The 21,840-nt window shown below is 71.6% G+C and carries 16 protein-coding genes; 4 read left to right on the top strand and 12 right to left on the bottom strand.

The window, feature by feature from the left end; genetic code table 11:
* Positions 1 to 114: 114 nt before the first annotated feature.
* From APR04_RS24195 to APR04_RS24235, 8 genes are all read right to left on the bottom strand, one after another.
* Complete coding sequence (locus APR04_RS24195) at positions 115 to 1,404, bottom strand: resuscitation-promoting factor (RefSeq protein ID WP_253875336.1); 1,290 nt, start codon at positions 1,402 to 1,404, stop codon at positions 115 to 117.
* 438 nt (positions 1,405 to 1,842) lie between these two features.
* Positions 1,843 to 3,342: a resuscitation-promoting factor gene (locus APR04_RS30715; protein ID WP_308292393.1), complete on the bottom strand. Its 1,500-nt coding sequence runs from the start codon at positions 3,340 to 3,342 to the stop codon at positions 1,843 to 1,845.
* A gap of 213 nt (positions 3,343 to 3,555) precedes the next feature.
* Positions 3,556 to 4,725, bottom strand: coding sequence for a resuscitation-promoting factor (locus APR04_RS24210; protein ID WP_253875340.1), 1,170 nt, complete (start codon positions 4,723 to 4,725; stop codon positions 3,556 to 3,558).
* Between the two features lie 93 nt (positions 4,726 to 4,818).
* Positions 4,819 to 5,811, bottom strand: coding sequence for a TatD family hydrolase (locus tag APR04_RS24215; protein ID WP_253875347.1), 993 nt, complete (start codon positions 5,809 to 5,811; stop codon positions 4,819 to 4,821).
* Between the two features lie 7 nt (positions 5,812 to 5,818).
* Positions 5,819 to 7,552: a methionine--tRNA ligase gene (gene metG / locus APR04_RS24220; protein ID WP_253875363.1), complete on the bottom strand. Its 1,734-nt coding sequence runs from the start codon at positions 7,550 to 7,552 to the stop codon at positions 5,819 to 5,821.
* A gap of 45 nt (positions 7,553 to 7,597) precedes the next feature.
* Positions 7,598 to 8,329 carry a nucleotidyl transferase AbiEii/AbiGii toxin family protein gene (locus APR04_RS24225; protein WP_253875366.1) on the bottom strand — a complete coding sequence of 244 codons (732 nt, stop codon included), beginning with the start codon at positions 8,327 to 8,329 and terminating at the stop codon, positions 7,598 to 7,600.
* Complete coding sequence (locus APR04_RS24230) at positions 8,329 to 8,694, bottom strand: hypothetical protein (RefSeq protein ID WP_253875369.1); 366 nt, start codon at positions 8,692 to 8,694, stop codon at positions 8,329 to 8,331. The genes APR04_RS24225 and APR04_RS24230 overlap by 1 nt, the downstream gene beginning before the upstream one ends.
* 122 nt (positions 8,695 to 8,816) lie before the next feature.
* Complete coding sequence (locus APR04_RS24235) at positions 8,817 to 10,034, bottom strand: PQQ-dependent sugar dehydrogenase (protein WP_253875371.1); 1,218 nt, start codon at positions 10,032 to 10,034, stop codon at positions 8,817 to 8,819.
* A 136-nt stretch (positions 10,035 to 10,170) separates the two neighbouring features.
* Between APR04_RS24235 and APR04_RS24240 the strand changes: the two genes are divergently transcribed.
* Positions 10,171 to 10,767: an isochorismatase family protein gene (locus tag APR04_RS24240; RefSeq protein ID WP_253875374.1), complete on the top strand. Its 597-nt coding sequence runs from the start codon at positions 10,171 to 10,173 to the stop codon at positions 10,765 to 10,767.
* A 10-nt stretch (positions 10,768 to 10,777) separates the two neighbouring features.
* Here APR04_RS24240 and APR04_RS24245 read toward each other — a convergent pair whose 3' ends face one another.
* Positions 10,778 to 12,559 (bottom strand): dolichyl-phosphate-mannose--protein mannosyltransferase, encoded by a 1,782-nt coding sequence (locus tag APR04_RS24245; RefSeq protein ID WP_253875389.1) that lies wholly within the window; start codon positions 12,557 to 12,559, stop codon positions 10,778 to 10,780.
* A 33-nt stretch (positions 12,560 to 12,592) separates the two neighbouring features.
* Between APR04_RS24245 and rsmI the strand changes: the two genes are divergently transcribed.
* On the top strand, positions 12,593 to 13,468 hold the full coding sequence (rsmI, locus tag APR04_RS24250) for a 16S rRNA (cytidine(1402)-2'-O)-methyltransferase (protein ID WP_253875391.1): 876 nt from the start codon (positions 12,593 to 12,595) through the stop codon (positions 13,466 to 13,468).
* 19 nt (positions 13,469 to 13,487) lie between these two features.
* On the opposite strand, the gene APR04_RS24255 is transcribed toward rsmI, so the two are convergent.
* The 3 genes from APR04_RS24255 to APR04_RS24265 all read right to left on the bottom strand — a co-directional run bounded on the left by APR04_RS24255 (position 13,488) and on the right by APR04_RS24265 (position 18,852).
* Positions 13,488 to 15,191, bottom strand: coding sequence for a beta-N-acetylhexosaminidase (locus tag APR04_RS24255; RefSeq protein ID WP_253875393.1), 1,704 nt, complete (start codon positions 15,189 to 15,191; stop codon positions 13,488 to 13,490).
* 49 nt (positions 15,192 to 15,240) lie between these two features.
* Positions 15,241 to 16,758: a hypothetical protein gene (locus APR04_RS24260; RefSeq protein ID WP_253875396.1), complete on the bottom strand. Its 1,518-nt coding sequence runs from the start codon at positions 16,756 to 16,758 to the stop codon at positions 15,241 to 15,243.
* 150 nt (positions 16,759 to 16,908) lie between these two features.
* The gene (locus tag APR04_RS24265; protein WP_253875398.1) at positions 16,909 to 18,852 is read right to left on the bottom strand and encodes a serine/threonine-protein kinase; all 1,944 of its coding nucleotides are present in this window, start codon (positions 18,850 to 18,852) and stop codon (positions 16,909 to 16,911) included.
* A 176-nt stretch (positions 18,853 to 19,028) separates the two neighbouring features.
* On the opposite strand from APR04_RS24265, the gene APR04_RS24270 reads away from it, so the two are divergent.
* On the top strand, positions 19,029 to 20,906 hold the full coding sequence (locus APR04_RS24270; protein WP_253875401.1) for a serine/threonine-protein kinase: 1,878 nt from the start codon (positions 19,029 to 19,031) through the stop codon (positions 20,904 to 20,906).
* Positions 20,907 to 20,975: 69 nt separating this feature from the next.
* A complete protein-coding gene (locus tag APR04_RS24275; protein ID WP_253875404.1) occupies positions 20,976 to 21,770 on the top strand; it encodes an FHA domain-containing protein in 795 nt (264 codons plus the stop codon).
* Positions 21,771 to 21,840 lie beyond the last annotated feature (70 nt).

Here is a 21,840-nt window from a genome sequence, read left to right on the forward strand (position 1 = left end):
AGCACGAGAGCGACCTTGAGTCAGGCGATCGCGGCGAGCGCACTCGGAGGTGGGACGCAGCGAAGCAAGTTCCGCCGGAGAGTGCGCTCCGCACGAGAGCGACCTATGGCTGGATCAGTACCAGCCCGCCGACTCCGAGTGGCCCCACGCGGCGCACGGCGTGCCGTAGCGGTCAGCGATGTAGCCGAGACCCCACTCGATCTGGGTAGCGGGGTTGGTGGCCCAGTCAGAACCCGCAGAGCCCATCTTGGAGCCCGGCAGCGCCTGCGGGATGCCGTAGGCGCTCGACGACGGGTTGGCCGCCTGGTGGTCCCAGCCGGACTCGCGCTCCCACAGGAGCTCGAGGCAGGTCCACTCCTGGCCGGTCCAGCCACGGGCGGCAGCCATCTCCTGGCCGATCTCCTTGGCAGAGCCCGACGGCGCCGGGGCGCTCGGCTCGGTGGACTCGGTGGACTCGGTGGTGGCTTCCGCCTCGACCGGGGCCTTCTTGACGACCGGGCGCTCCTTGGTGCCCTCGACGACGACGTGGTCGACCGGCTGCTTCGTGACCTTGTCGGAGAGCTCCTTGCGGAGCACGACCTCGCCGTCGACCGTGCGCAGGAGGATGACGCGGGTGCGCACACCCTTCTCGCCCTCGGTCCGGACCTGGTCGTCCGTGTCCGCGTAGCGGCCGGCGTCCTGCACGGTCTTCGTGTCGAAGTCCAGGCCGGTCTTCTTGGTGACCTTCTTGCTGTCGACGCGCTGCACCTGGACGGCGACGTCGGCACCGGCCTCCTTGGCAGACGTCGCGGCCTTGGTGTCGATCGCCTTGTCCTCGGCCAGGCTGGTCACCGGGACGATGCTCACGAGGTCGTTCTTGTCGACCTCGACCTCGACGTCCTCCAGCACGCTGTCGATGCTCGCGGCGTGGTCCTCGACCACGCGGGTCGAACCGTCCGCCACGACTGCGACAGGGCCGTCGTCGTTCAGGCGGAGCGGGAGCGAGACCCGGTCGCCGGAGCGGGACGCCACCAGGGCGACGTCACCGCCGCGCTCGGCGAGGGTTGTCAGCGCCTCGCCGGCGTCGGTGACGGTGACCCAGACGTCGCGCTCCGCATCGCCGTTGGTCATGGTGACCTGGCGGGCGTAGCGGACCACGATCTGGTCGCCGTCGGAAAGCTCGGTATCGGTTCCGGGGGCTACGACGTCGCGCTCGCCCAGGCGGACGCCTTGCGACTCGAGCATGCCCTCGACGGAACCGGCATAGGTGGTGAGGGTCTTGGAGGTACCGTCGACGTCGAGCGTGACGGTCTTGCGGGCCTCGGCGAAGGCCACCGATCCGGACGCGACGACCGCGACGGCCGTGAGACCGGCGACGAGCGGCCAGCGACGGCGGTGCTTCGCGGGGGCGTCCTGAGGTGTCACGGCCTCGGACTCTGAGTTGATGCTGGGGATGGAGCCAGAACTCTGCTGCTCAAAACGGGGGTTCACTCGTGTCCAGTCGTCGGACGTCCCGGGCACGGGCGACGAGACGGGCCTCCCGTTTGGGGCGGGAGTCCCTGCCACGATTCGGCCTGGGGGCCTGGCGGCTCTTGCGAGCCGTCGCGGTCTCGACCTGCCGATCCGGCGGTCTCGCACTACCCGCGAGGTGCCGCGGCCAGTGCCGCCCCGCCGCCGTTGAGATGCTTGTGGCCTACACCACGTCGCACCCCCGCGCCAGCGAGGACAACCGAACGTAACTGATCTGTTACCGCCCGGCCAAGTATCTTTGGGACGTTCCCCCTGTGGTCTCGGTCACTCGTCCAGGACAAGCGTCCAACTCTGCGGAGGATCCGTGTTCGGTCGGTGGCGGGTCGGCGGCGGTCAGCGGAGGCCGAGCGACGTGGCGCATGTGGGCCACTGGCCCCAGCCGGACTGCTGCTGGAGCGCTCGGGCCCGCATGGTCTGCTCGGCGGCGGAGGCATCGGAGGGAAGGCCGGAACCACCCATCGCCTCCCAGGTGGGCTGCGAGAACTGGTAGAGGCCGTAGTACCCGTTGCCGGTGTTGGCACCGGGGTCACCGCCCGACTCGCACTCGGCGAGCCTCGCCAAGGCATCGCCCGTCGAGGCCGACATGCTCGTCGGCTCGGGTCCCTGCTCCGATTCGTCGGCGGGCTTCTCACCCTGCTCGGGCCTGGACTTCGCGCCGGGCTCGGACTCCGACTCGGGTTGCGGCTTCGGCTCGGGTTCCGGCTCGGGCGCGGGGCGCTCCTTGGTGCCGTACATGATCACCTTGTCGACGGGTGCCTGCTCGACCCAGCTGTTCAGCTTCTCCCTGTCCACGACCTTGCCGTCGATCCTGGTCACGTCCCACGAGCTGACGCGCCTGCCGACGACGCCGTCGGTCGCCAGGTACGGGGCGAGGTCCTCGTAGTGGTCCGGGTCCGTCGCCGTCACCGTGTCGAACGGCAGCTCGCGCGCGGTCTCCTCGATCGAGCTCCGCACCTCCTTGACGACGACGGTGAGCGTGGGTCCGTCCGGGCCGTCCGCCTGCCCTCGTTCGACGACCACCCTGTCGTCCCCGTCGACCGAGACGCCCGCTTCGGCGAGCAGCTCGTGGAGCGCCGCGTCGCCGTCGGCCACCCGCAGCGTCTCCCCGCCGACCACCAGGTTCACCGGGCCGTCCGCGTCGAGCCGCATGGGGAGCGTCACGTTCCCTCCGGCACGGGTCGGGATCAGGACCACGTCACCGGCGTCCTGGGAGAGCTCGGCCAGGGCCTGGTCGGCGTCGAGCGCGGTGACCCAGGCGGTCCGCCGCTCGCCGTCGGCCCGCAGCGTGACCTCGTGGCCGTACCGGACCACCACCGTGCCGCCCTCGCGCAGCTCATCGTCGAGCCCTGGTGTCACGGCGTCCCTGCTGCCGACCTCGACGCCCTCGTCGGCCAGAAGGTCGTCGACGCCGCGATGGAAGGTCTCGACGGTGGTGACCTTGCCGTCCACGTCGAGCGTGACGGTCTTGTGGGCCGCGCCGTATGCCGCGGCGCCACCGGTACCGGCCGCCGCGACCGCCGCGAAGCTCACGAGGAGCGCCAGCCTGCGTCGGCGCCTCGGCGGTTCCGGCTCGGGTGGCGGTGCCGGCATGACGCCGCCGTCGCCGACCGCCACGACCGGCATCGGTCCGGAGGGATGGCCAGGCGGAAGGCTGGCCATCACCTCGGACAGAGTACCGGCGTCCGTGCCGGCGGCGGCGAACATCGCCGCTGGGAAGACCTCGCCCACCGGTGGTGGCGGGCCGAAGAGCTCGGTGATGCCGACGTCGCCGTCGACCTCAGGATTGAGAAGTGAATCACTGGGAATGCCCTGAGCCGGATGCGGAAGTGTCACGCGGGTCCAGTCCTCGAGCGGTCCGGGCACGGGAGCCGGGGCGGCACGAGTCGCACGCGCCTCCCACGCGGGGCGCGGGCCCGACCGGCCGATCCGGCGGTCCCTGAGACCGTAACCCCACCGTTATCAAACGCAAGCGCTGGTCAGCGATTCGACCGCCGCGGAGCCCGGATCGCCGGGCAATATCCCAAATGTCTAGGAGCGAGAGGCGGTTCAGTACCAGCCGATCTCGACCGAGTGCGCCCACGCGCCGCACGGCGTCCCGTAGCGCCCGGAGATGTACCCGAGGCCCCACTCGATCTGGGTGGCCGGGTTGGTCAGCCAGTCGCTGCCGACGGTAGCCATCTTGGAACCGGGGTTCGCCTGCGCGATGCCGTACGCGCTGCTGGAGGGGTTGTCGGCGTTCCAGCTCCAGCCGCTCTCCTTCTCCCAGAGCTGGTCCAGGCAGGAGAACTCGTCGGCGCCCCAGCCGCGCTCCGCGGCCATCGCCTGCCCGAGTGCTCGCGCGGAACCAGGGTCCGCCGGCGCCGTCGCGACGTCCATGGTCCCCACCACGAGGACCTCGTCCACGGGTTCCCGGGTGACCTTGCGCTCCACCTCGGTGCGCTCGACGACGGCGCCACCGACCGTCTTGACCGCGTAGGTCACCTTGACCTCGCCGGGTACGCCCGCCGTGCGGATCGACTCGTGCCCCTCCGGGAGGCTCGCGTCCTCGACCGTCTCGGTCTTGAACGGCAGCACCTCCGTCACCGTGCGCGACGACGACGCGTCGCGGCTGACCATGACGACCATCCCGTCGACGGCCGCCGCGTCGAGCGGCACGGACGTGACGTCACGCTTCGCCAGGGAGATGCCCGCCTCCTTGAACACCCCGCGCACGGTCGACCGGGTGGTGTGGAACTCGAGCACCGAGCCGTCCACGGCGATGCTGACCTGCTTGACCGTGGAGAACCGGACCGGGTCGCGGTCCAGCCGCGTGTTGCGAGACGCGGTAGCGAGCGCACCGTCGCCGCGCGGCCCGAGTGCCGCGAGCAGCTCACCGACCGTGCCGGCGGTGGTGCGGAGCGTGATGATCTGACCGTCGAGCTCCACCGTGACCTCGCGGCTGGTGCGGACCACCACGGTGTCGGCGAACCCGACGTCGGAGCTCGCGGCGGGCTGGACGACGTCGTCCCGCCCCATCTCGATGTTCTGCGACGCGAGGGCGTCGGCCACGGTGTCGCCGTAGACGCCGACCGTGCGGACGTCGCCGTTGTAGTCGATCGTCAGGGTGTTCGCGTTGGCGACGTACAGCCCGCTCACGCCGGCGAGCGTGGCGACGACGACACCACGGACCAACCATCGGGCCGCTCGGCTCGCGAGCCACGGCCGTGCGTACCTCACCACGAGCACCAGACCGTAACGGAACAAACGGTGCAGGAAAAGCCATTCGGACAAGAAATGAAATGCCGCATTCTTCTCGTCAACGGGCTGTTCTCACCAGCTGCCGTAGACGCGCTCCGAGCTCGCGGCGATGTCGGCGCAGAGCGTCTCGAGGTCTTCTTCCAGGTGACCTGCCATGAAGCGGGCTGTATGGGCCGCGGCGAACGGGGCGTTCGGCTGCCCCCGGAACGGGTGCGGTGTGAGGTAGGGAGCATCGGTCTCCAGCAGGATCAGCTCCCGCGGCGCAGCCATCAGAGCCGCGCGCAGGTCCTCGTTGGCCTTGAACGTGACCGGCCCGGCGAACGACAGGTACCAGCCGTTCTCGGCGCAGACGCGCGCCATCTCGGCGTCACCGCTGAAGCAGTGGAACACGGTGCGCTCGGGAGCGCCGTCGGCCAGCAGCACCTCGATGACCTGAGCGTGCGCGTCCCGGTCGTGGATCTGCAGGGCCAGGCCGAGCTCCTTGGCCAGGGCGATGTGCGCACGGAAGCTCTCCCGCTGGGCCAGCTCGCCGCGCGGGCCCGTACGGAACAGGTCCATGCCCGTCTCACCGATCGCGCGGATGCGGTCGTTGCCCTTGGCGAGGTCCGCTATCTCGGCGATCGCGTCGCCCAGCCCCACGGCGTGGTGCGGCTCGACCTGAGGCGCCAGCCCGTCCGGCCCCACCTCGCGGACCCCGGCATGCAGCACAGCTTCGTTGGGATGAACGGCAACGGCCCCCACCACCCGCGCCCCTTGTTGTGGACGTGATCGTTGCGGTGTCGCGCCCGTCATAGGCGCAACGGTCGCGCTCACAAGATTGGCGGTCCAGCGTGCTGAGGGGAGGTCGCAGCCCACCTGGACCATCCGGTCCACGCCGGCACGCGCCGCGCGGTCCAGGTGGTCCGCGACCGACGGCGGCCAGGCCTGCCCGGCCGGCTCGCCGTCCGGCGCCACGGCAGGGAGCACCGGGGCGATGTGGTCGAGGTGGGTGTGGTTGTCCACGACCGGTACGGGCAACGGCTCCGGGTCGGCCGGGAAACCGCGCTCACGCGTGCGCTTTGCCATCGCCCGGTCAGTCCACCGACCCGGCGCCGAAACGCTCGCGGAAGCCTTCCAGGTCCTCGTCGCTGATCTTGGCGAACAGCACGGGCGGCACGGAGAAGCTCGCCCCGGCGGGCACCGCGTCGAGCGACGTCGCCGCCTCGGGCGTGATCCAGGTGGCGGTGTCGGCGTCGAGGGCGAACACCCCGCGCAGGGTCGCCGCGCTCGCCGGGATGAACGGCTCGGACACCACCGCGTACAGGTGGATCAGGTTCATCGCGGTGCGCAGCGTCACGGCGGCGGCGTCCTGGTCCGTCTTGACCTGCTTCCAGGGCTCCTTCTCGACCAGGTAGGCGTTGCCCGCCGACCAGAGCGCCCGCAGGGCGTTCGTCGCCTTGCGGTACTGGAGGGTCTCCATGTGCTCCTCGAGCTCGACCAGGAGACGCGCGACCTCGGCACCCAGCTTCTCCTCCGCCTCACCGGGCTCGCCACCGGCGGGGACGGTCTCCCCGAACCGCTTGGCCGAGAACGTCAGCACCCGGTTCACGAAGTTGCCGAGCGTGTCGGCGAGATCCTTGTTCACCGTGCCGGCGAAGTGCTCCCAGGTGAACGACGAGTCGTCGGACTCCGGCGCGTTCGCGATCAGGAAGTACCGCCAGTAGTCGGCCGGCAGGATCTCCAGCGCGGCGTCGGTGAAGACGCCACGCTGCTGGGACGTCGAGAACTTGCCGCCGTAGTAGGTGAGCCAGCTGAAGCCCTTGACGTAGTCGACCATGGTCCACGGCTCGCGGACGCCGAGCTGCGTGGCCGGGAACATCACCGTGTGGAACGGGACGTTGTCCTTGGCCATGAACTGCGTGTAGCGGACGTCGACGGCCTCGTACCACCAGGACTTCCAGTCCCGCGTCTCGCCGTCGGCGCCCTGTGCGGGTGCGGCGTCCGCCCACTCCTTGGTGGCGCCGATGTACTCGATCGGAGCGTCGAACCAGACGTAGAAGACCTTGCCGGCGGCCGCGAGCTCCGGCCACGTGTCGGCAGGGACCGGGACGCCCCACTCGAGGTCACGCGTGATCGCACGGTCGTGCAGCCCCTCGGCGAGCCACTTGCGCGCGATCGACGTCGACAGCAGCGGCCACTCCTTGCTGTTCTCGTCGATCCACGCCTCGACCTCGCCCTGCAGCTTCGACTGGAGCAGGAACAGGTGCGTCGTCTCGCGCACCTCGATCTCGGTGGAGCCGCTGATCGCCGAGCGCGGGTTGATCAGGTCCGTCGGGTCCAGCACGCGGGTGCAGTTCTCGCACTGGTCGCCGCGCGCCTTGTCGTAGCCGCAGTGGGGGCAGGTGCCCTCGACGTAGCGGTCGGGCAGGAACCGCCCGTCGACCGGCGAGTACACCTGCCGGACGTCGCGCTCCTCGATGAATCCGTTCTCCTGCAGGCGCCGCGCGAAGTGCTGCGTGATCTCCGCGTTCTGCGGCGACGAGCTCCGGCCGAAGTAGTCGAACGTCAGGCCGAACCCGTCGTAGATCTCCTTCTGCGTCTCGTACGCCTGGGCGCAGAACTCCGCGACGGGCTGCCCTGCCTTGGCCGCGGCGAGCTCCGCCGGCGTGCCGTGCTCGTCGGTAGCGCAGATGTACAGCACCTCGTGGCCCCGCTGACGCAGGTACCGGGCATAGACATCGGCCGGGAGCATCGACCCGACCATGTTCCCCAGGTGCTTGATGCCGTTGATGTACGGAAGCGCACTGGTGACAAGGTGGCGAGCCATCGCTGGATGCTCCAATTCGTGAGACGGGAAAACCTTCGTCCAATCCTAGGGGCAGGGCACCCGCGCATTACGCCGGTGGCTGTGGTTGCTGCGCCACGCCGCCGGTCCGGTGTCGCAGGTCTCAGCTGCCGACTGCGGGATCGATCTCGTCGGCCCAGTCGAGGAAGCGGTCGATGATCTCGCGTCGCCAGTCCGCGCCCACCTCGTACGCCTCGAAGGACTCGGTGCTCTTGGCTGGACCGACCGGAACCGGTCGGCCAACATGTCCCGGTCGAACGGCAGTGCTTCCTGCCTGTCCCCGATCGCGAGCACCTCGTCCCGCGAGAAGCGTCCCGAACGCACCACGGCGTCGATGTCGATGAAGTCACGGGTCTCGCCACGCGACCAGAGCGCGCTCATCTTCCCCGCCACGGCATCCCGGACGTCGAGCACAGGGCCGATCTCGAACGTCGCGGGCGCGAACTCGCGGTAGTTCACCCCGATCTGGATCGAGCTCGTCTCCTGGATAGCGTCGTCGGTCACACTGAAGTCCGCGAAGGTCCGGCCGATCCGGTTGTCATGCACGGACATGCCCGCGTCCAGGAACGCCGCACGCAGCTTGGCGACGGAGATCTCGAAGAGGCTGGGCTCGTAGACATTGGTGAACAGATCCACATCGGCAGACGGCCGGTCACCGATGCCGTTGGTCGAGATCGCATAACCACCGGCGAGCACGAAGCCATAACTTTCCAGCGCCTCGAGCCCGATCCGGGCGAGACGCTCATGGAACGGCAGCATCAGGCGGCCCGCGCCGCTCTGGACCGCGCAGCGAGCTCGGGGAACTTCTGCTCCCAGATCGCCCGGCATCTGGTGGGTAGGTTCAGCTGGGGCCACAGTCGCAACAAGAGGCGTCGATCCAGGATCTCCACCTGGTCCACGACGGACCCGTCACGAACGGTCGCGCCGTACAGCTCACGCGCCCGCCTCGGGTCCGAGACCTCGTACACAGGGTTCATGCTCGTGTCGATGTGCGGCCCCACGGTGACCACTCCCGACGTCGGCCCCCGCAGGTCGCTCAACGAGTCCGGGGTGACATACGGGATGTGGTCGGCGTAGACGTAGCCGCGTGGCACCGTCCGGTGCGCACGAGGTTCTGCGGGCATCCTGTTCACCCCTCCCGGGCTCGAGATGACGATGTGTCGAGCCTACGACGAGGCTCGCTCTCGCCGACCAGGTTATGCACAGGCCTAGTCGTCTGCAACTGTGCACGGGGTGGGGCCGGGGGTCACTCCCCCGGCGTCAGCGTGACCCGCAGCAGCCGGTCGTCGACCGGCCGACCGCCCTCCGTCATCGGCTCGCCCCGCCCGTCGGTGTTGTTCGTCAGCACGTAGAGCTCGCCGTCGGGCCCCGCGTGGACCGCGCGCAGCCGCCCGTACTCCCCCTCCAGCAGCGCCTGCGGCTCGCCGAACCCGGAGCTCTCCCCGTCCGCCACGGCCGACGGCTCCCCGAGCAGCGGCACGCGCCACAGCCGCTCCCCGCGGAGCGACGCGAGATACACGGCTTCCTCCGTGACGGCGATGCCCGACGGCGAGGCCTCCGACGTCGGCCACCAGGCGACCGGGTCCGTGAACCCGGCCTGGTCACCGCCCTCGCCGGGGCCCTCGACGTCCGGCCAGCCGTAGTTGCCGCCTGGCTCGATCACGTTGAGCTCGTCGAACTGGTCCTGGCCGAACTCGCTGGCGAACATCCGCCCGCTCGGGTCCCAGCCCAGGCCTTGGACGTTGCGGTGCCCCGTCGACCACACCGGCGAGCCCGCGTCCGGGTTGCCGGGCGCCGGCTCGCCGTCGGGCGTGACCCGCAGGATCTTGCCGCCCAGCGAGTCCGGGTCCTGCGCGTTGGCGGTATCACCGGCGTCGCCGGTGGCGACGTACAGGTACCCGTCCGGCCCGAGCGCGAGCCGGCCGCCGTTGTGGTTCGACGACTTCGGGATGCCGTCAAGGACGGTCGTGAGGTCGCTCAGCGTCATGGTGCCGAGGTCCAGCTCCGCGCGCAGCACGGCGTTGTCCTGCTCCCCCGTGCGGTACAGGAAGACGGTGAACAGCGGCCCGGCGTCCTCCGGGTCCACGGCCACTCCCAGGAGCCCGCCCTCGCCGTCGGCCACCGTCTGCTCGGCGAGCTGTTGCGCTCCTCCGGACCCGGCCACCGGCTCGACCTCGCCGCTCGGGTGCACCACGGCGAGCGTCACGTCGTCGCGCATGGTGACGAGAAACCGCTCGCCCGGCAGCGGTGCCATGCCCCACGGGGCCGGAAGCTCCTCGGCGACCACCTCGACGTCGGCCGTCACCGGACCGTCCAAGGGATCCGCGCCCGACGCCGCAGCGCTCGCCGAGGTAGCAGCGCTCGGCGACACGACGCCGGGTCCGGGCGATCCGGTGCACCCGGCGACCAGCAGCACCACCCCGGCCACAACTCCCGCAACACTCCGCCCATAGATGTCGTCCACGCCCCCATCCAAGCACCGCACGGCCCCGAATGGTCGGTAGATGGTCAGGAGATCGGCATTCCGAGATGCCGATCATGTGACGAACTACCGACCACACACGGCTGCCTCGCGCGCGGCGCGTGGCAGAGTGGGGGGCATGAGTACTCGGGAGGCCGATGGCGGGCGGCGGGCCCTCGTCGTCGTCGACGTGCAGCCGACGTTCTGCGAGGGAGGCGAGCTCGCCACCCTCGGCGCCAACGAGATAGCGCACCGCGTGGCCGCGTACTCGGCGGCCCACCGCGACCGGTACGCGACGGTGCTGACCACCCAGGACTGGCACATCGACCCGGGTGACCACTTCAGCGAGAACCCGGACTTCGTCGACTCCTGGCCGCCGCACGGCATCGCAGGCACGCCCAACGCCGACCTGCACCCCGCGCTCGCCGACCTCGCCCCCGACGCCCGGCTCAAGAAGGGCCAGTACGCACACGGGTACTCCGGCTTCGACGGCGCGGACGAGCACGGCCGCAGCCTCGCGACCATCCTGGCGGACGCCGGGGTCACGGAGGTCGACGTCGTCGGGCTCGTCGAGTCCCACTGCGTGAAGCACACGGCGCTCGACGCCCGCCGCGCCGGCCTGTCCGCCCGCGTGCTGACCGACCTGACGATCCCCGTCTCACCGGAGCAGGGCGTGGCCGCCGAGCAGGAGCTCGCCGCGGCGGGCGTGGAGCTCCGCGACTCCTCCGCCCTCTGAGACGGCGCTGCTAGATCCAGCTCGGGAGCAGCATCAGCCGCTGCCAGTACTCGTACGGCACCGGCATAGCGGTCCAGACCGGGTAGTAGAGCACGCTCACGCCCACGATCAGCAGCACCAGCACGCCCGCCAGCCAGCACACGATGCGCCGGTCCCCGCTCCTGCGCGACGTGCGTTCGATCCCGACCGCCAGCAGGTAGACGAGCGTCAGGATCACGAACGGCGTGAACACGATCGTGTAGAACGTGAAGATGGTCCGGTCCGCCAGAGGCCAGGAGTACTGGAACCAGGGCAGCCAGCCGGCGGCGATCCCCGTCAGGGCGGCGGCGCCCCGCCAGTCGCGGAACCGGATCGCGAGCACCAGCACCACGGGGATCGCCAGCGCACCCAGCCACCACAGCAGCGGGTTGCCGAGCGACGTCACCGCGGTCGCACAGTCACCGGCGGCGTCTGCGGGACACGGCCCCTGACCGGGGGCGTACTTGTCCCAGTAGAACGACGTCGGCCGCCACTGCACGATCCACCCCAGCGGGTGCGACGCGTAGTTGTGGTCCGAGTCCAGACCGGTGTGGAAGTCCCACATCATGCGGTGGTACTCCCACAGCGACCGCCCGGCCTCCCACGCTCCTTGCGCCCAGCCCCAGTCCGGCCACCAGCCCGGGGGCGCGACGCCGTTCACGACCGCCCAGTCCCGCAGGTACGACTTGGGATGCGCGAACCAGGCCGACCACGACGCGACGTACACAGCGGCCACCGTCGGCAGCATGACCAGGGCGGCCGGGACGGCGTCGACCACCAGGGCGTCCTCCCACCAGCGCCCGACGCCGGCGGTGCGGCGCGCCGTCATGTCCCACACGACCGTGAGCAGGCAGAACGCCGCGACGAAGTACAGGCCCGACCACTTGACGCCGCACGCGAGGCCCAGCGAGACCGCCGCCGCGAGCCGCCACCCACGGAAGCCGAGGCGCGGACCGTACTTCCCGATCGCGCCGCCCGCCTCGACGATCTGCGCCACGCGGTCCGCGAGCCGCCGTCGGGCCCACTCGCGGTCCAGCACCAGGCAGCCGAACGCCACGAGCACCCAGAACATGAGGAACTGGTCCAGCAACCCGGTGCGCGAGTGCACGATCGCCTCACCGTCGACCGCGAGCAGCAGTCCCGCGACCAGCCCCAGCAGGGTGGACGAGAACAGCCGGCGCGCGATCCGCACCAGGAGCAGCACCGCGAGAACACCGACCACCGCGCTCGCTATGCGCCACGCCATCGGGTTCTCGGCCCCGCCCATGAGGCGCATCCCTGCGGCGATCATCCACTTGCCGACCGGCGGGTGGACCACGTACTCGGCCTCGTCGGTCTTGTACGAGCTGACGTCGCCGGACTCGAACGCCGCGTTGGGGTCGTCGGGCCAGGCCGCCTCGAAGCCGAGGCTGGCCAGTGACCAGCCCTCCTTGACGTAGTACGTCTCGTCGAAGACCAGCTTGCCCGGGCGACCGAGCTCCCACAGCCGCGCGCCCGCGGCGATCGCCGTCACGAGGAGCGCGCCGAACAGGCCCCAGAACCGGTCCGAGGTCCTCCGCCCGAGCGCGAGACGGCGCTCGCCCAGCAGGTCACGCAGGAGGCGGTCGCGCACGGGAGGCTCAGGCCGCTGAGGCCGTCCGACGGCGGGGAACGACCCGGTGGGCGTCATCTGACCACCCACCGCCTCCCGGCGCATGTGCGCGCCGTACGTCCCGGGTAGAGCCTGCCGCGCTGCGGCGGTATGCGCTCCTGTGGCGTCAGGCTGCTCAGACACCGGGCCAGCATAGAGCGTGGGACCCTGTGGTTCATGACCGATCCGTCCCCGGTTCCCGGGCCAGCGCCCGAGGCCGGCTCCCTCGTCCTGGCCGCCACCCCGATCGGCAACGCGGAGGACGCCTCACCTCGGCTGATCCGCCTGCTGGCCGACGCCGACGTCGTGGCCGCGGAGGACACGCGCCGTCTCCACGGTCTGGCCGGGCGGCTGGGGGTCGAGGTGCGCGGCAAGGTCACCAGCTATCACGAGCACAACGAGACGGCTCGGGCGGACGAGCTGCTCGACGTCGTCGCCGGCGGCGGCACCGTCGTGGTCGTGACCGACGCCGGGATGCCGTCCGTGTCCGACCCGGGGTACCGGATCGTGGAGCGCGCCATCGAACGCGACCTGCGGGTCACCGTCGCACCCGGGCCGAGCGCGGTACTGACCGCGCTGGCACTCTCCGGCCTGCCGACCGACCGGTTCACGTTCGAGGGCTTCGTGCCCCGCAAGGCCGGTGACCGCGCCCGGACCCTCGGGACCCTGGCCGCCGAGCCGCGCACGATGGTGTTCTTCGAGGCACCGCACCGGATCGCGGAGACGCTCGGCGCCATGGCCACCGCGTTCGGGGAGACCCGGCCGGCCGCCGTCGCACGCGAGCTCACCAAGACCTATGAGGAGGTGCTGCGCGGTCCGCTCGCCGACCTCGCGGAGCGGGCGGCCGCGGAGCAGCTCCGCGGCGAGATCTGCGTCGTCGTGAGCGGGGCGCCCGCGGTGCAGGCCAGCGTGGACGACGTCGTAGGCGAGGTCCTGGACCGGGTGGCCCAGGGCGAGCGGCTCAAGACGGCGGTCGCGGACGTGGCGGAGACCGCAGGCGTCCCGAAGCGGGACCTCTACGCGGCGGCCCTGGCGGCCCGCCCTCCGAAGTAGCTTGGTCGAGGGCGTGCGGTCACCAGCTGATCTGGGGGGTGGGGTGGTATCGGGCGCCGTCGCGGCGCCAAGTGGCCGCCTCGATCGCTACCCGGGCTCGGAACGACTCCCAGTCCTTGTCCCCCGGCCGCGACCAGGCGGTCTCCGCCACCGCGGCGAGCCGGGGCAGCAGCATCGAGAAGAGGTCGTCGCGGCTGGCCAGGGTCTCGGTCCAGACCGCTGCCGAGACACCCTCGATCGCTGACTCGGGCAGCCCCTCGATGAGGGTCGCCGGGTCCCAGTCGTAGGAGTCGTGCAGCTCGACGAACGCCGCCCACTGCTGGCCCAGCGGGTGGTCGGGCGTGTACTTCATGTCGAGGTAGGCCCGGGTGGCCGGCGACATCACGAACTTCGCACCCGCCTGTGCGGCACGCAGGAACGGTGCCGGGTCCGGCCGGGTGTCCCAGTACTGCAGGACGGTGCCGGGCCGGACGCGCACGGGCGCCTCACCGTCCACAGCCCCGGCGGCCCCGCCGTGCGGCGACCCGTCCGCCACCCCGTCGGACGCCGCGGCCTCGCCCGCCAGCGCCGCAACCGCCGACTGGTCGCCGTGGGCCGAGCCGGCGGCCTCCTGCCATGCGACAGGGGTCTTGCCTGCACCCGTGACGATCTCCTGGCACAGCGTGATGAACCGGCCGAACTCGTCGGGCCGCATGGTGAGCACCTCGTCGGCGCCGAAGTGCACCCACGGCCCGAGCGTCATGCGCGCGACGTCGGTGAACACGTCCCGCAGGAACGGCTCGGTGCCGGGCAGGTCGATGTGCAGCTTCGAGAAGCCGACCTCGATGCCGTCGTACGTGTCGGTGGCCTCGCCCGACGGCATGAGCTCGCCGTAGGCGTGGGTCGCCGCGTTGACGTGCCCGGGGACGTCGATCTCCGGCACGATCACGATCTCGCGCTCGGCCGCGTACTCCTGCAGCTCGCGGTACTCGTCGGCGGTGAGGAACCCGCCGGTCGCCCCGGACACCGCACCCTGCGACGACTTCTCTGTCAGCGCGGGCCTGGAGGGGATCTCCAGCCGCCACCCCTGGTCGTCCGACAGGTGCAGGTGCAGGCGGTTCATCTTGTACGAGCCGACGAGGTCGACGACGGCCCGCAGGTCCGCCGGCCCGAACCAGTGGCGCACCACGTCCAGCGAGAGCCCTCGCCACGGGTACCGCGGCTCGTCCCGCACGACGACGGCGCCCACCTCGAGCGGTCCGCTCGTCTCCCCGCGGCCCGCCTGCTCGTCGTCCCCGCCCGGCTCGCCCAGGTCCAGCGGGACCGCACCACGGCGGCCCGCGTTGACCAGCTGCCGCAGCGTCCGCACGCCGTGCAGCAGCCCGGCCCGCTCGGGTGCCGCGACGGTCGCTCGGTCAGGCGCCACGGTGAGCGTGTAGCGCTCGAGGCTCTGGGAGCCGGCGGGGCCGGCAGCGGGATCCAGGGTCAGGACGACCGCCACTGCGCGGCCGCCCCCGGAAGCGTGCTCGGTGTGCCGAGCGCCGGCGTCGGGGCCGGGCGACGCAGGCACCACGGCCGCTCCGGCGGTGGCGAGCAGCTCGCCGGCGAGGCGCGCGAGCACACCGTCGGGCGCGTCGACGGTGACGGTTCTGAGGTCCAGCACCCCCTCGGCCCGGTCGAGCTCGACAGGTGCTGGGATGACGGCGTCGGCGACGACGGCCGCGCCGGTGCTCACGGTGCTCACGATTGTTAGGACCCCTTCGCTCGCGATGGATGTCCGCAGTTTGGCAGGTTCAGCCTGCGGAGACCAGGCCGAGGAGCGGATCGGTCGGCATGATGCTCGTGGGGTCGGCGGGAACCTCGCTCGGAGCGGACCAGCCAAGGAACGTGTGCGCAGGGATGTCGCCGGCGACGTCGGCCCAGACGCCGTCCGCCGTGGCCTGGCCCGCACCCGGGCCCGCCGCCGTGAAGATCACCGCCACCTGTGGCGGAACCTGGAGTGCTTCCCTGTCGACGACGGACGCCGACGTGGACTGGTGCACCTCCAGCATGACCTGGGGCAGGCCCCGCTTCGTCGCGATCTCGGCGAGCCGGTCGACCACCGCCTGCAGCTCCGCCACGGGGACGGCGCCCGAGTCCGCGCCGTTGCCGGCGATCCGGAACTCCGGGTGCACCGACAGGCCGACGCCCGGCTGCGAGAGCAGCGGCTCGAGGTCGTCGAGCTGGGCGACCAGCGGCTGGTTGCCTGGAGCGACGTCGAGCAGCACGAGCTGCCCGGCCTCGCGGATCGCCTCGACCGCCGGCGTGATCGTCTCGAGCGGCTGCTCGGCGACGTGGTCGCCGTCCTCGCCTGCCGCCGTGGACCGCAGGCTCGCCGTCACCGTGACCAGCGGCGTGCCGCCCAGCACCTCACCGTTGATCGAGGCGGCGTCGACGGCCCCTGCGGCATCGGCGGCCGGGTCGGCCACGCCGGCAGGCACCGTGTACGACGTCGACACGTACCGGCCGGGGAACAGCCGCAGCGAGCCGTCCGGCAGGGTCGCGCCAGACGTCGCCACCCCCACCTGCCAGCCAAGGGCTTCGGCCGAGCCGAAGCTGTCGCCGATCCCCACCACGCCGAGCGGCTTGAGGGTGCGGATCGTCTCGACGGTCTCCGGGCTGGCGGCGACGCTGCCGCCCGGCACCTCGACCGGGACGGCGCCTGCGGCGAGGGCCGTGCCGATCGCCGCCTCCTGCCCCAGCTTCGGGTCCACCGCGACGAGGACCTCCTGCAGCAGGCTCGGGTCGGCGACGTCGGGGATCTCCGCGCGCAGCCCGTCGACGTCGGCGTCGTCGAGGCGGTCGGCGGCCGGCATCTCGACCTTGACCTCGCCGCGCTTCTTGTCGCCGCCGCGGCCGGTGGAGGCCGCTGCCTCCGCGGCCGCGCTCAGCGCGCCCGGGTCGAAGCCGACCACGGCCGCCTCGCCCGTAGCGGCCCCTGCCTCTGCGACCGTCTCGTCGTCGCCGATGACGACGACGCTGCCCGCGCCGAGGCGGCCGAGCTCTGCGACGATGTTGACGTCCGAGACGCCACCATCGGTGAGCAGCACGGGAGCGGTGACGGCGGCTCCTGTGGCCGCGGCCGTCGAGCGCGCGTCGTCGTCGTCGGCCGAGGCGAGCACGACGACCGGGGAGGCATGGAAGAACGCCTGGCTCGCCGTGAGGGCGAGCTCAGCGGGGTCGGTCGAGTCGAGCACCAGCGCCGGCCCGGACGGTTCACGGACCTGGAACTTCTCACCCGTCTTGCCGTCGACGCCCTCGGCGGTCGGCACGGTGCAACCCGCGAGGACAAGGGCAGCCGCCGCGAGAACAGCCGCGGCGGAAGCAGAACGAAGTTGTGGGACTAATCGGACGTTCCGGATGACCACGAGCGACATTGTCTCCCACTCGGGGACGAAGTGGAAACCCCGGGCCGCCGTCGATCAGCGCGCGGGCAGCGCGGCCGCCACGGAACGCGCCACCTCCTCCGTGGCCTCGCACAGCTCGTCGGTGCTGGACTCGCCGCCCGTGACGTGTACCCGGACGAGCTCCGCGACCTGGCCGTCGCCGTCCGGGCTCTTTCCCTGGTTCCCGACCACGCTGGCCAGGCAACCCTCCTCCCAGCGGTCGCCCTGGAGGAACACCGGGTGCCCGGAGTAGGTCACGCGCTCGCCCTCGTCGGACCCGAGCGGCTCCTCACGCTGGAAGAAGAGGCGCACCTCGCGGCTGTCGTCACCGTCCCATACGCAGTCCCACGCGCCGTACGCCGACCTGCTGGACGGCAGGTCGTCCACGCTGAGCGCCGCGCGGAGCGCGTCCGCCCCCGGCAGGGCGCACGCGTCGAGGCCGAGGAACGTGCCGGCCCGTGCGGCGGCACGGCTGGGGATCTTCTCGGCGCTGATCAGTGCGGCGGCACGCCGCGCGGCTGTCTCCGCCATGCCGCACAGGTCGGACTCGCCGTCCCGCTGCATGGCGTCGATCGCCACCCGGTAGTCGTCGACGACGAGGTCCCTGTCGCACGACTCCGGCAGCTCGTGGTCGTCCCGGTAGACAGGAAGGCCGTTCAGCGTGCCCTGGTCGCCCGAGAGGTCCTCGACGCCGCGGTAGAGGGTGAGCTTGACCGCCGACTCCGTGCCGCTGCCCGTGACGACCGCCTCGCACTGGTTGAAGACGTCGTTGTCGGTGTCGAGGCGGGTGCCGCCGAACGCACCGAGCGCCCGCGTACCGAGCAGCCCACAGGGATCCGCGGACTTCTCCCCGCCCGCGAACGCCCGCTGGGTCAGCGCGGCCCGCGCCTCCGCCTCCGGGGCCGGCTCCGTCTTCTCGGCCGGCTCCTGCTCGGTTGCCCGCGGCTCGGGAGCGGGGGTCGCCTTCGCTTCCGAGGCGTCCTCAGCGGACGGCTTCGGGGACGGCTTCGGCGCTCTGGTCCGGGACCCGGCCTCCGACGGTGACGTGCTGGGCGACGACGCGGCGTCGGGCTGCCCGTCGGCGAGGAGAGGTGCGGTCACGACCCCCGCGACGACCAGCACCAGCGCGATCGCCCCGGCGACCAGGATGCGGAGCCGGTGCTGGGACGCCGGCGCGGGGCTCGGGCCGTGCCCGTCGGCGATCAGGCGCAGCTCGTCCCGCGCGGCGGTCAGCCCCGGCCGATCCTTCGGGTTCCTGCTCAGCATCCGGGCGAGCACGGCGGTCATGTCCCCGGCCCGCCTGGACGACCGCACCTCCTCGGTACTGGTCCGCACGATGAGCTCCGTGACGCTGCCCGCGCCCCACGGCGTGGTGCCCTCGGTGGCGTGGAACAGCGTGGCGCCGAGCGCGAAGACCTCGCTGGCTGCCGTATAGGGCCGGCCCGGGTCCAGCGCCTCCGGTGCGACGAAGCCCGGCGTGCCCGCTATCGCGTCCGCGCTCGTCAGGGTGGTGGCACTGTGCTTGCTGCGGGCAAGGCCGAAGTCGACGAGCTTGGCGACCCCGTCCTCGGTGATCAGCACGTTGGAGGGCTTGACGTCGCGGTGCAGGATCCCCTCGGCGTGCGCCGCCGCGAGCCCGTCGGCCAGCTGCGCGCCGTACCGCGCCGCGTCCAGGGCGGACACCCTGCCGCAGTCGGCCAGGGCGGTCCCGGAGAGCAGCTCCATGACGATCCAGCGGGAGTCGCCGTCGCGCACGACGTCGTGCACCCGCACCACGTTCGGGTGCCTGATCCGGGCCAGCTTCTCCGCCTCTGCCTCCAGGCGCCGGTCACCCTCCACGTCGATCGCATGGGCCCGTTTGAGGGCGACCCGTTGCTCGAAGACGTTGAGGTCGGAGGCTTCCCAGACCTCGCCCTGGCCGCCCGCACCGAGCCGGCGTTCCAGCCGGTAACGCTCCCCGACGACGTCCCCTGCGTTCACGGACCAGCTCCGCTCGTCGTTGCCGGACAGATGTCAGCGACAGGTATACCGGAGATCCTGACCGGGAGGGGTCCCGCGCCGGATGTGCTTCCCCTGTCCTCCCCGATCACGGTGCACTAGCGTCGTCCAAGCACAACGCTTTGACGGGCAAGACGTCGACAGGGAGAGAGCGACAGGTGCACACCGGGCAGATCGTCGGCGGCCGTTACCGCTTGGAAGAACCTCTGGGGTCCGGCGGGCACGGCGAGGTCTGGCGCGCCGCCGACCTGAACCTGCACGACCGCCCGGTGGCGGTCAAGCGCACGCGGTACGACGGCGACGAGGACGGCGCCGAACGGGTCCGCCGCGAAGCCAAGTATCTCGCGCGCATCAACCACCCCCACGTGGTCGCCGTGCACGACGTGGTCGACGACGGCGGTGACGTCTGGGTGGTCATGGAGTACGTTGCCGGCCAGCCGCTCTCCCGGTCCGAGCGGGTGCCGGTCGAGGAGGCCGCCCGCTACGGCGCCCAGCTCGCGGGCGGGCTCGAGGCGGTGCACGCGCACCGGATCCTGCACCGGGACGTCAAGCCGGCCAACGTGCTCGTGACCCACGACGGGTTCGCGAAGATCGCCGACTTCGGCATCTCCCGGCCGGTGCACGACGACGAGACCGTCACGGCCACCGGAGCGCTCACCGGTACACCGGGCTATCTGGCGCCCGAGGTGGCCAAGGGTGGGCGGTTCACCGAGGCCGCCGACATCTGGTCGCTCGGTGCCACCCTCTACTACCTGCTCGAGGGCACCACGCCGTTCGGCGACGACAACCCGCACGCCCTGCTGTGGAAGACCGTCTCCGAGGAGGTCAGACCGCCCACGAGGGCAGGTGGCATGGCGCCGGTCGTGCTGCGCATGCTGGCCAAGAAGCCGGCCGACCGGCCGCGCCTGAAGCAGGTGCGGCAGGAGCTGGCCGCCCTGGCCGGCGACCCGGCGGCCGGCGTCGGACCCGAGCCGACCAGGTCGCTCGGATCCCTGCGGTCGATCGGCCGTCCGGGGCGTGTCCTCACGACGGCCGGTGTCGCCGTCGTGCTGGTGGTCGTCCTCTCCCTGGTCGCCTGGTCCGCCCAGAACCGCGGGCAGGCGCAGGGCGACGAGCTGCCCGTCGCCGGAGCGAGCACGGACGGCGACGGCTCCACCACCCGGCGCGCGGACGACGGCAAGGTCGGCATCATCGGCGACCCAGCAACCGCCGACCCGTGCGCGCTCCTCGACGAGGAGGCGCTCGGCGCCTTCGGCCTGACCCGGCTCGACACCGACAACGGCGAGCTCAACCGCTGCGACATCTACGTGACGCACGACGACGGCGGGGTCGCCGAGGTCAGCGTCAAGATCTGGCAGAACACGGAGGAACCCACCGAGCCGAACCGCCAGGTCGGCAAGGTCACCGTGGTGAACGACGAGAGCGAGCTGCCCGACGAGTGCTCTCGTGAGCTGTTCCTGCCCGGCGGGGACTACAACCTCTCGCTCGACGCCGAGCTGCAGAGCGGCGAGGTCGACGACCTGTGCGCGCTCGCGGACTCGACCCTCAACCACGCCACCGGAGTGCTCAACGACGGCCAGATCCCCCGCCGCGAGCGCACGCCCGACCCGAGCTCGCTCTACACGCAGAGCGCCTGCGACCTGCTGGCGGGGGAACCGCTGGAGCGCCTGCCCGGCGTCGACGCGACCCATCCCCTGGTCGGGTTCGCCGAGTGGGACTGCAGGTGGTACGCGGAGGACGGCAAGGAGCTACGGGCGCTGTTCCAGCACCGGGAGCCGCTCACAGCGGACGACGGCGAGCACTTCCTCTTCAGCGGGCACGAGACGGTCGACGAGGGTGACTCGTGGTCCAGCACGTCGTGCCTGGTCTCCGTCGTCAACCGGGAGGCGCTCAGCGTCCATGGGGACGGTACGACCGTCGCGGAGCTGGTCCGGCTCGAGCTCAGGGCCGGTGGCGACGAGTCGGTCGACGAGCTCTGCGACCTCCTCGTCGACATCGCCGAGCCGGTGGCCGCCGCGCTCCCTGCGGCGTCCTGACCGGACGGCGTCGGGAGGGGTCCCCCAGGTGGCGTGCCACGCTCGCGGTCTGAACTCTTGGAGGTCGCCATGACGGTTGTCCCACAGACGGAGGGCACGGAACCGCTCTCCGCCAACCATGCGAGCCTGGCCTTCGGCGTGCCGACGTCGGAGCCGGGCATGATCTACGCGTTGTCCGTGTCGGGTGGGATCCGGCTCACGGCACGCGAGCAGCGCTCGGTCGTGTTCGGGCGCAACCGGCCGGACGTCCACGTGTGCCTCGGCGAGGACGACCTGCGGATCAGCCGCAACCAGGGGAGCGTCACGTTCCGGGACGGCCAGTGGTGGCTCGCCAACACCGGCCACCGAGCGCTGGAGCTTCCCCGGTCGATGACGCTCTTCCCCGAGGACGAGCCGTTCCCGGTCGAAGAGGGCTACACGCCGGTCTTCGTGAACGGCACGGCACGGCGCAGGCACCTGCTCGAGCTGTATGTCGCGGGCGCGGACGGACAGCTGCCCCGCCCCGCACCCGACGCCGCGACGCTGCGGGACAAGCCGTGGAAGCTCCGGGCCGACGAGCGGCTGGCCCTCATCTCGCTCGCGCAGAAGTACCTGCTGCACGACGTCCACCCCCAGCCGTGCACCTGGCTGCAGACGGCCACCGATCTCAACGCGCTGCAGACCGACGAGTCGTGGGGCGCCAAGCGCGTGGAGCGCCTGATCTCCGGCGTGCGGCGCCGGCTCTCGCGGGCGGGCGTGGCCGGGCTGACCCGCGAGGAGGTGGGTGAGCCCGTTGGCAACGCGCTCAACCACAACCTCATCACGGAGCTGCTGCGGACCCGCACCCTGGTGCCGCCGGACGTGCTGCTGCTCGACGAGCTCTGACCGGCCCGACAGGGCCGGCGAGGTGGACGGGGTGGACGAGGTGGACGGCCGGGCCTGACCGGACGCCGTC

The organism is Promicromonospora umidemergens, assembly GCF_024171995.1.
GTDB lineage: Bacteria > Actinomycetota > Actinomycetes > Actinomycetales > Cellulomonadaceae > Promicromonospora > Promicromonospora umidemergens.

What these genes read in the sequence shown, in the direction of transcription:
- metG (WP_253875363.1), bottom strand. Translation starts at nt 7,552, where the DNA reads ATGGCTCGCCACCTTGTCACCAGTGCGCTTCCGTACATCAACGGCATC.
- APR04_RS24240 (WP_253875374.1), top strand. Translation starts at nt 10,171, where the DNA reads ATGAGTACTCGGGAGGCCGATGGCGGGCGGCGGGCCCTCGTCGTCGTC.
- rsmI (WP_253875391.1), top strand. Translation starts at nt 12,593, where the DNA reads ATGACCGATCCGTCCCCGGTTCCCGGGCCAGCGCCCGAGGCCGGCTCC.
- APR04_RS24215 (WP_253875347.1), bottom strand. Translation starts at nt 5,811, where the DNA reads ATGGCAAAGCGCACGCGTGAGCGCGGTTTCCCGGCCGACCCGGAGCCG.
- APR04_RS24275 (WP_253875404.1), top strand. Translation starts at nt 20,976, where the DNA reads ATGACGGTTGTCCCACAGACGGAGGGCACGGAACCGCTCTCCGCCAAC.
- APR04_RS24230 (WP_253875369.1), bottom strand. Translation starts at nt 8,694, where the DNA reads ATGCCCGCAGAACCTCGTGCGCACCGGACGGTGCCACGCGGCTACGTC.
- APR04_RS24225 (WP_253875366.1), bottom strand. Translation starts at nt 8,329, where the DNA reads ATGCTGCCGTTCCATGAGCGTCTCGCCCGGATCGGGCTCGAGGCGCTG.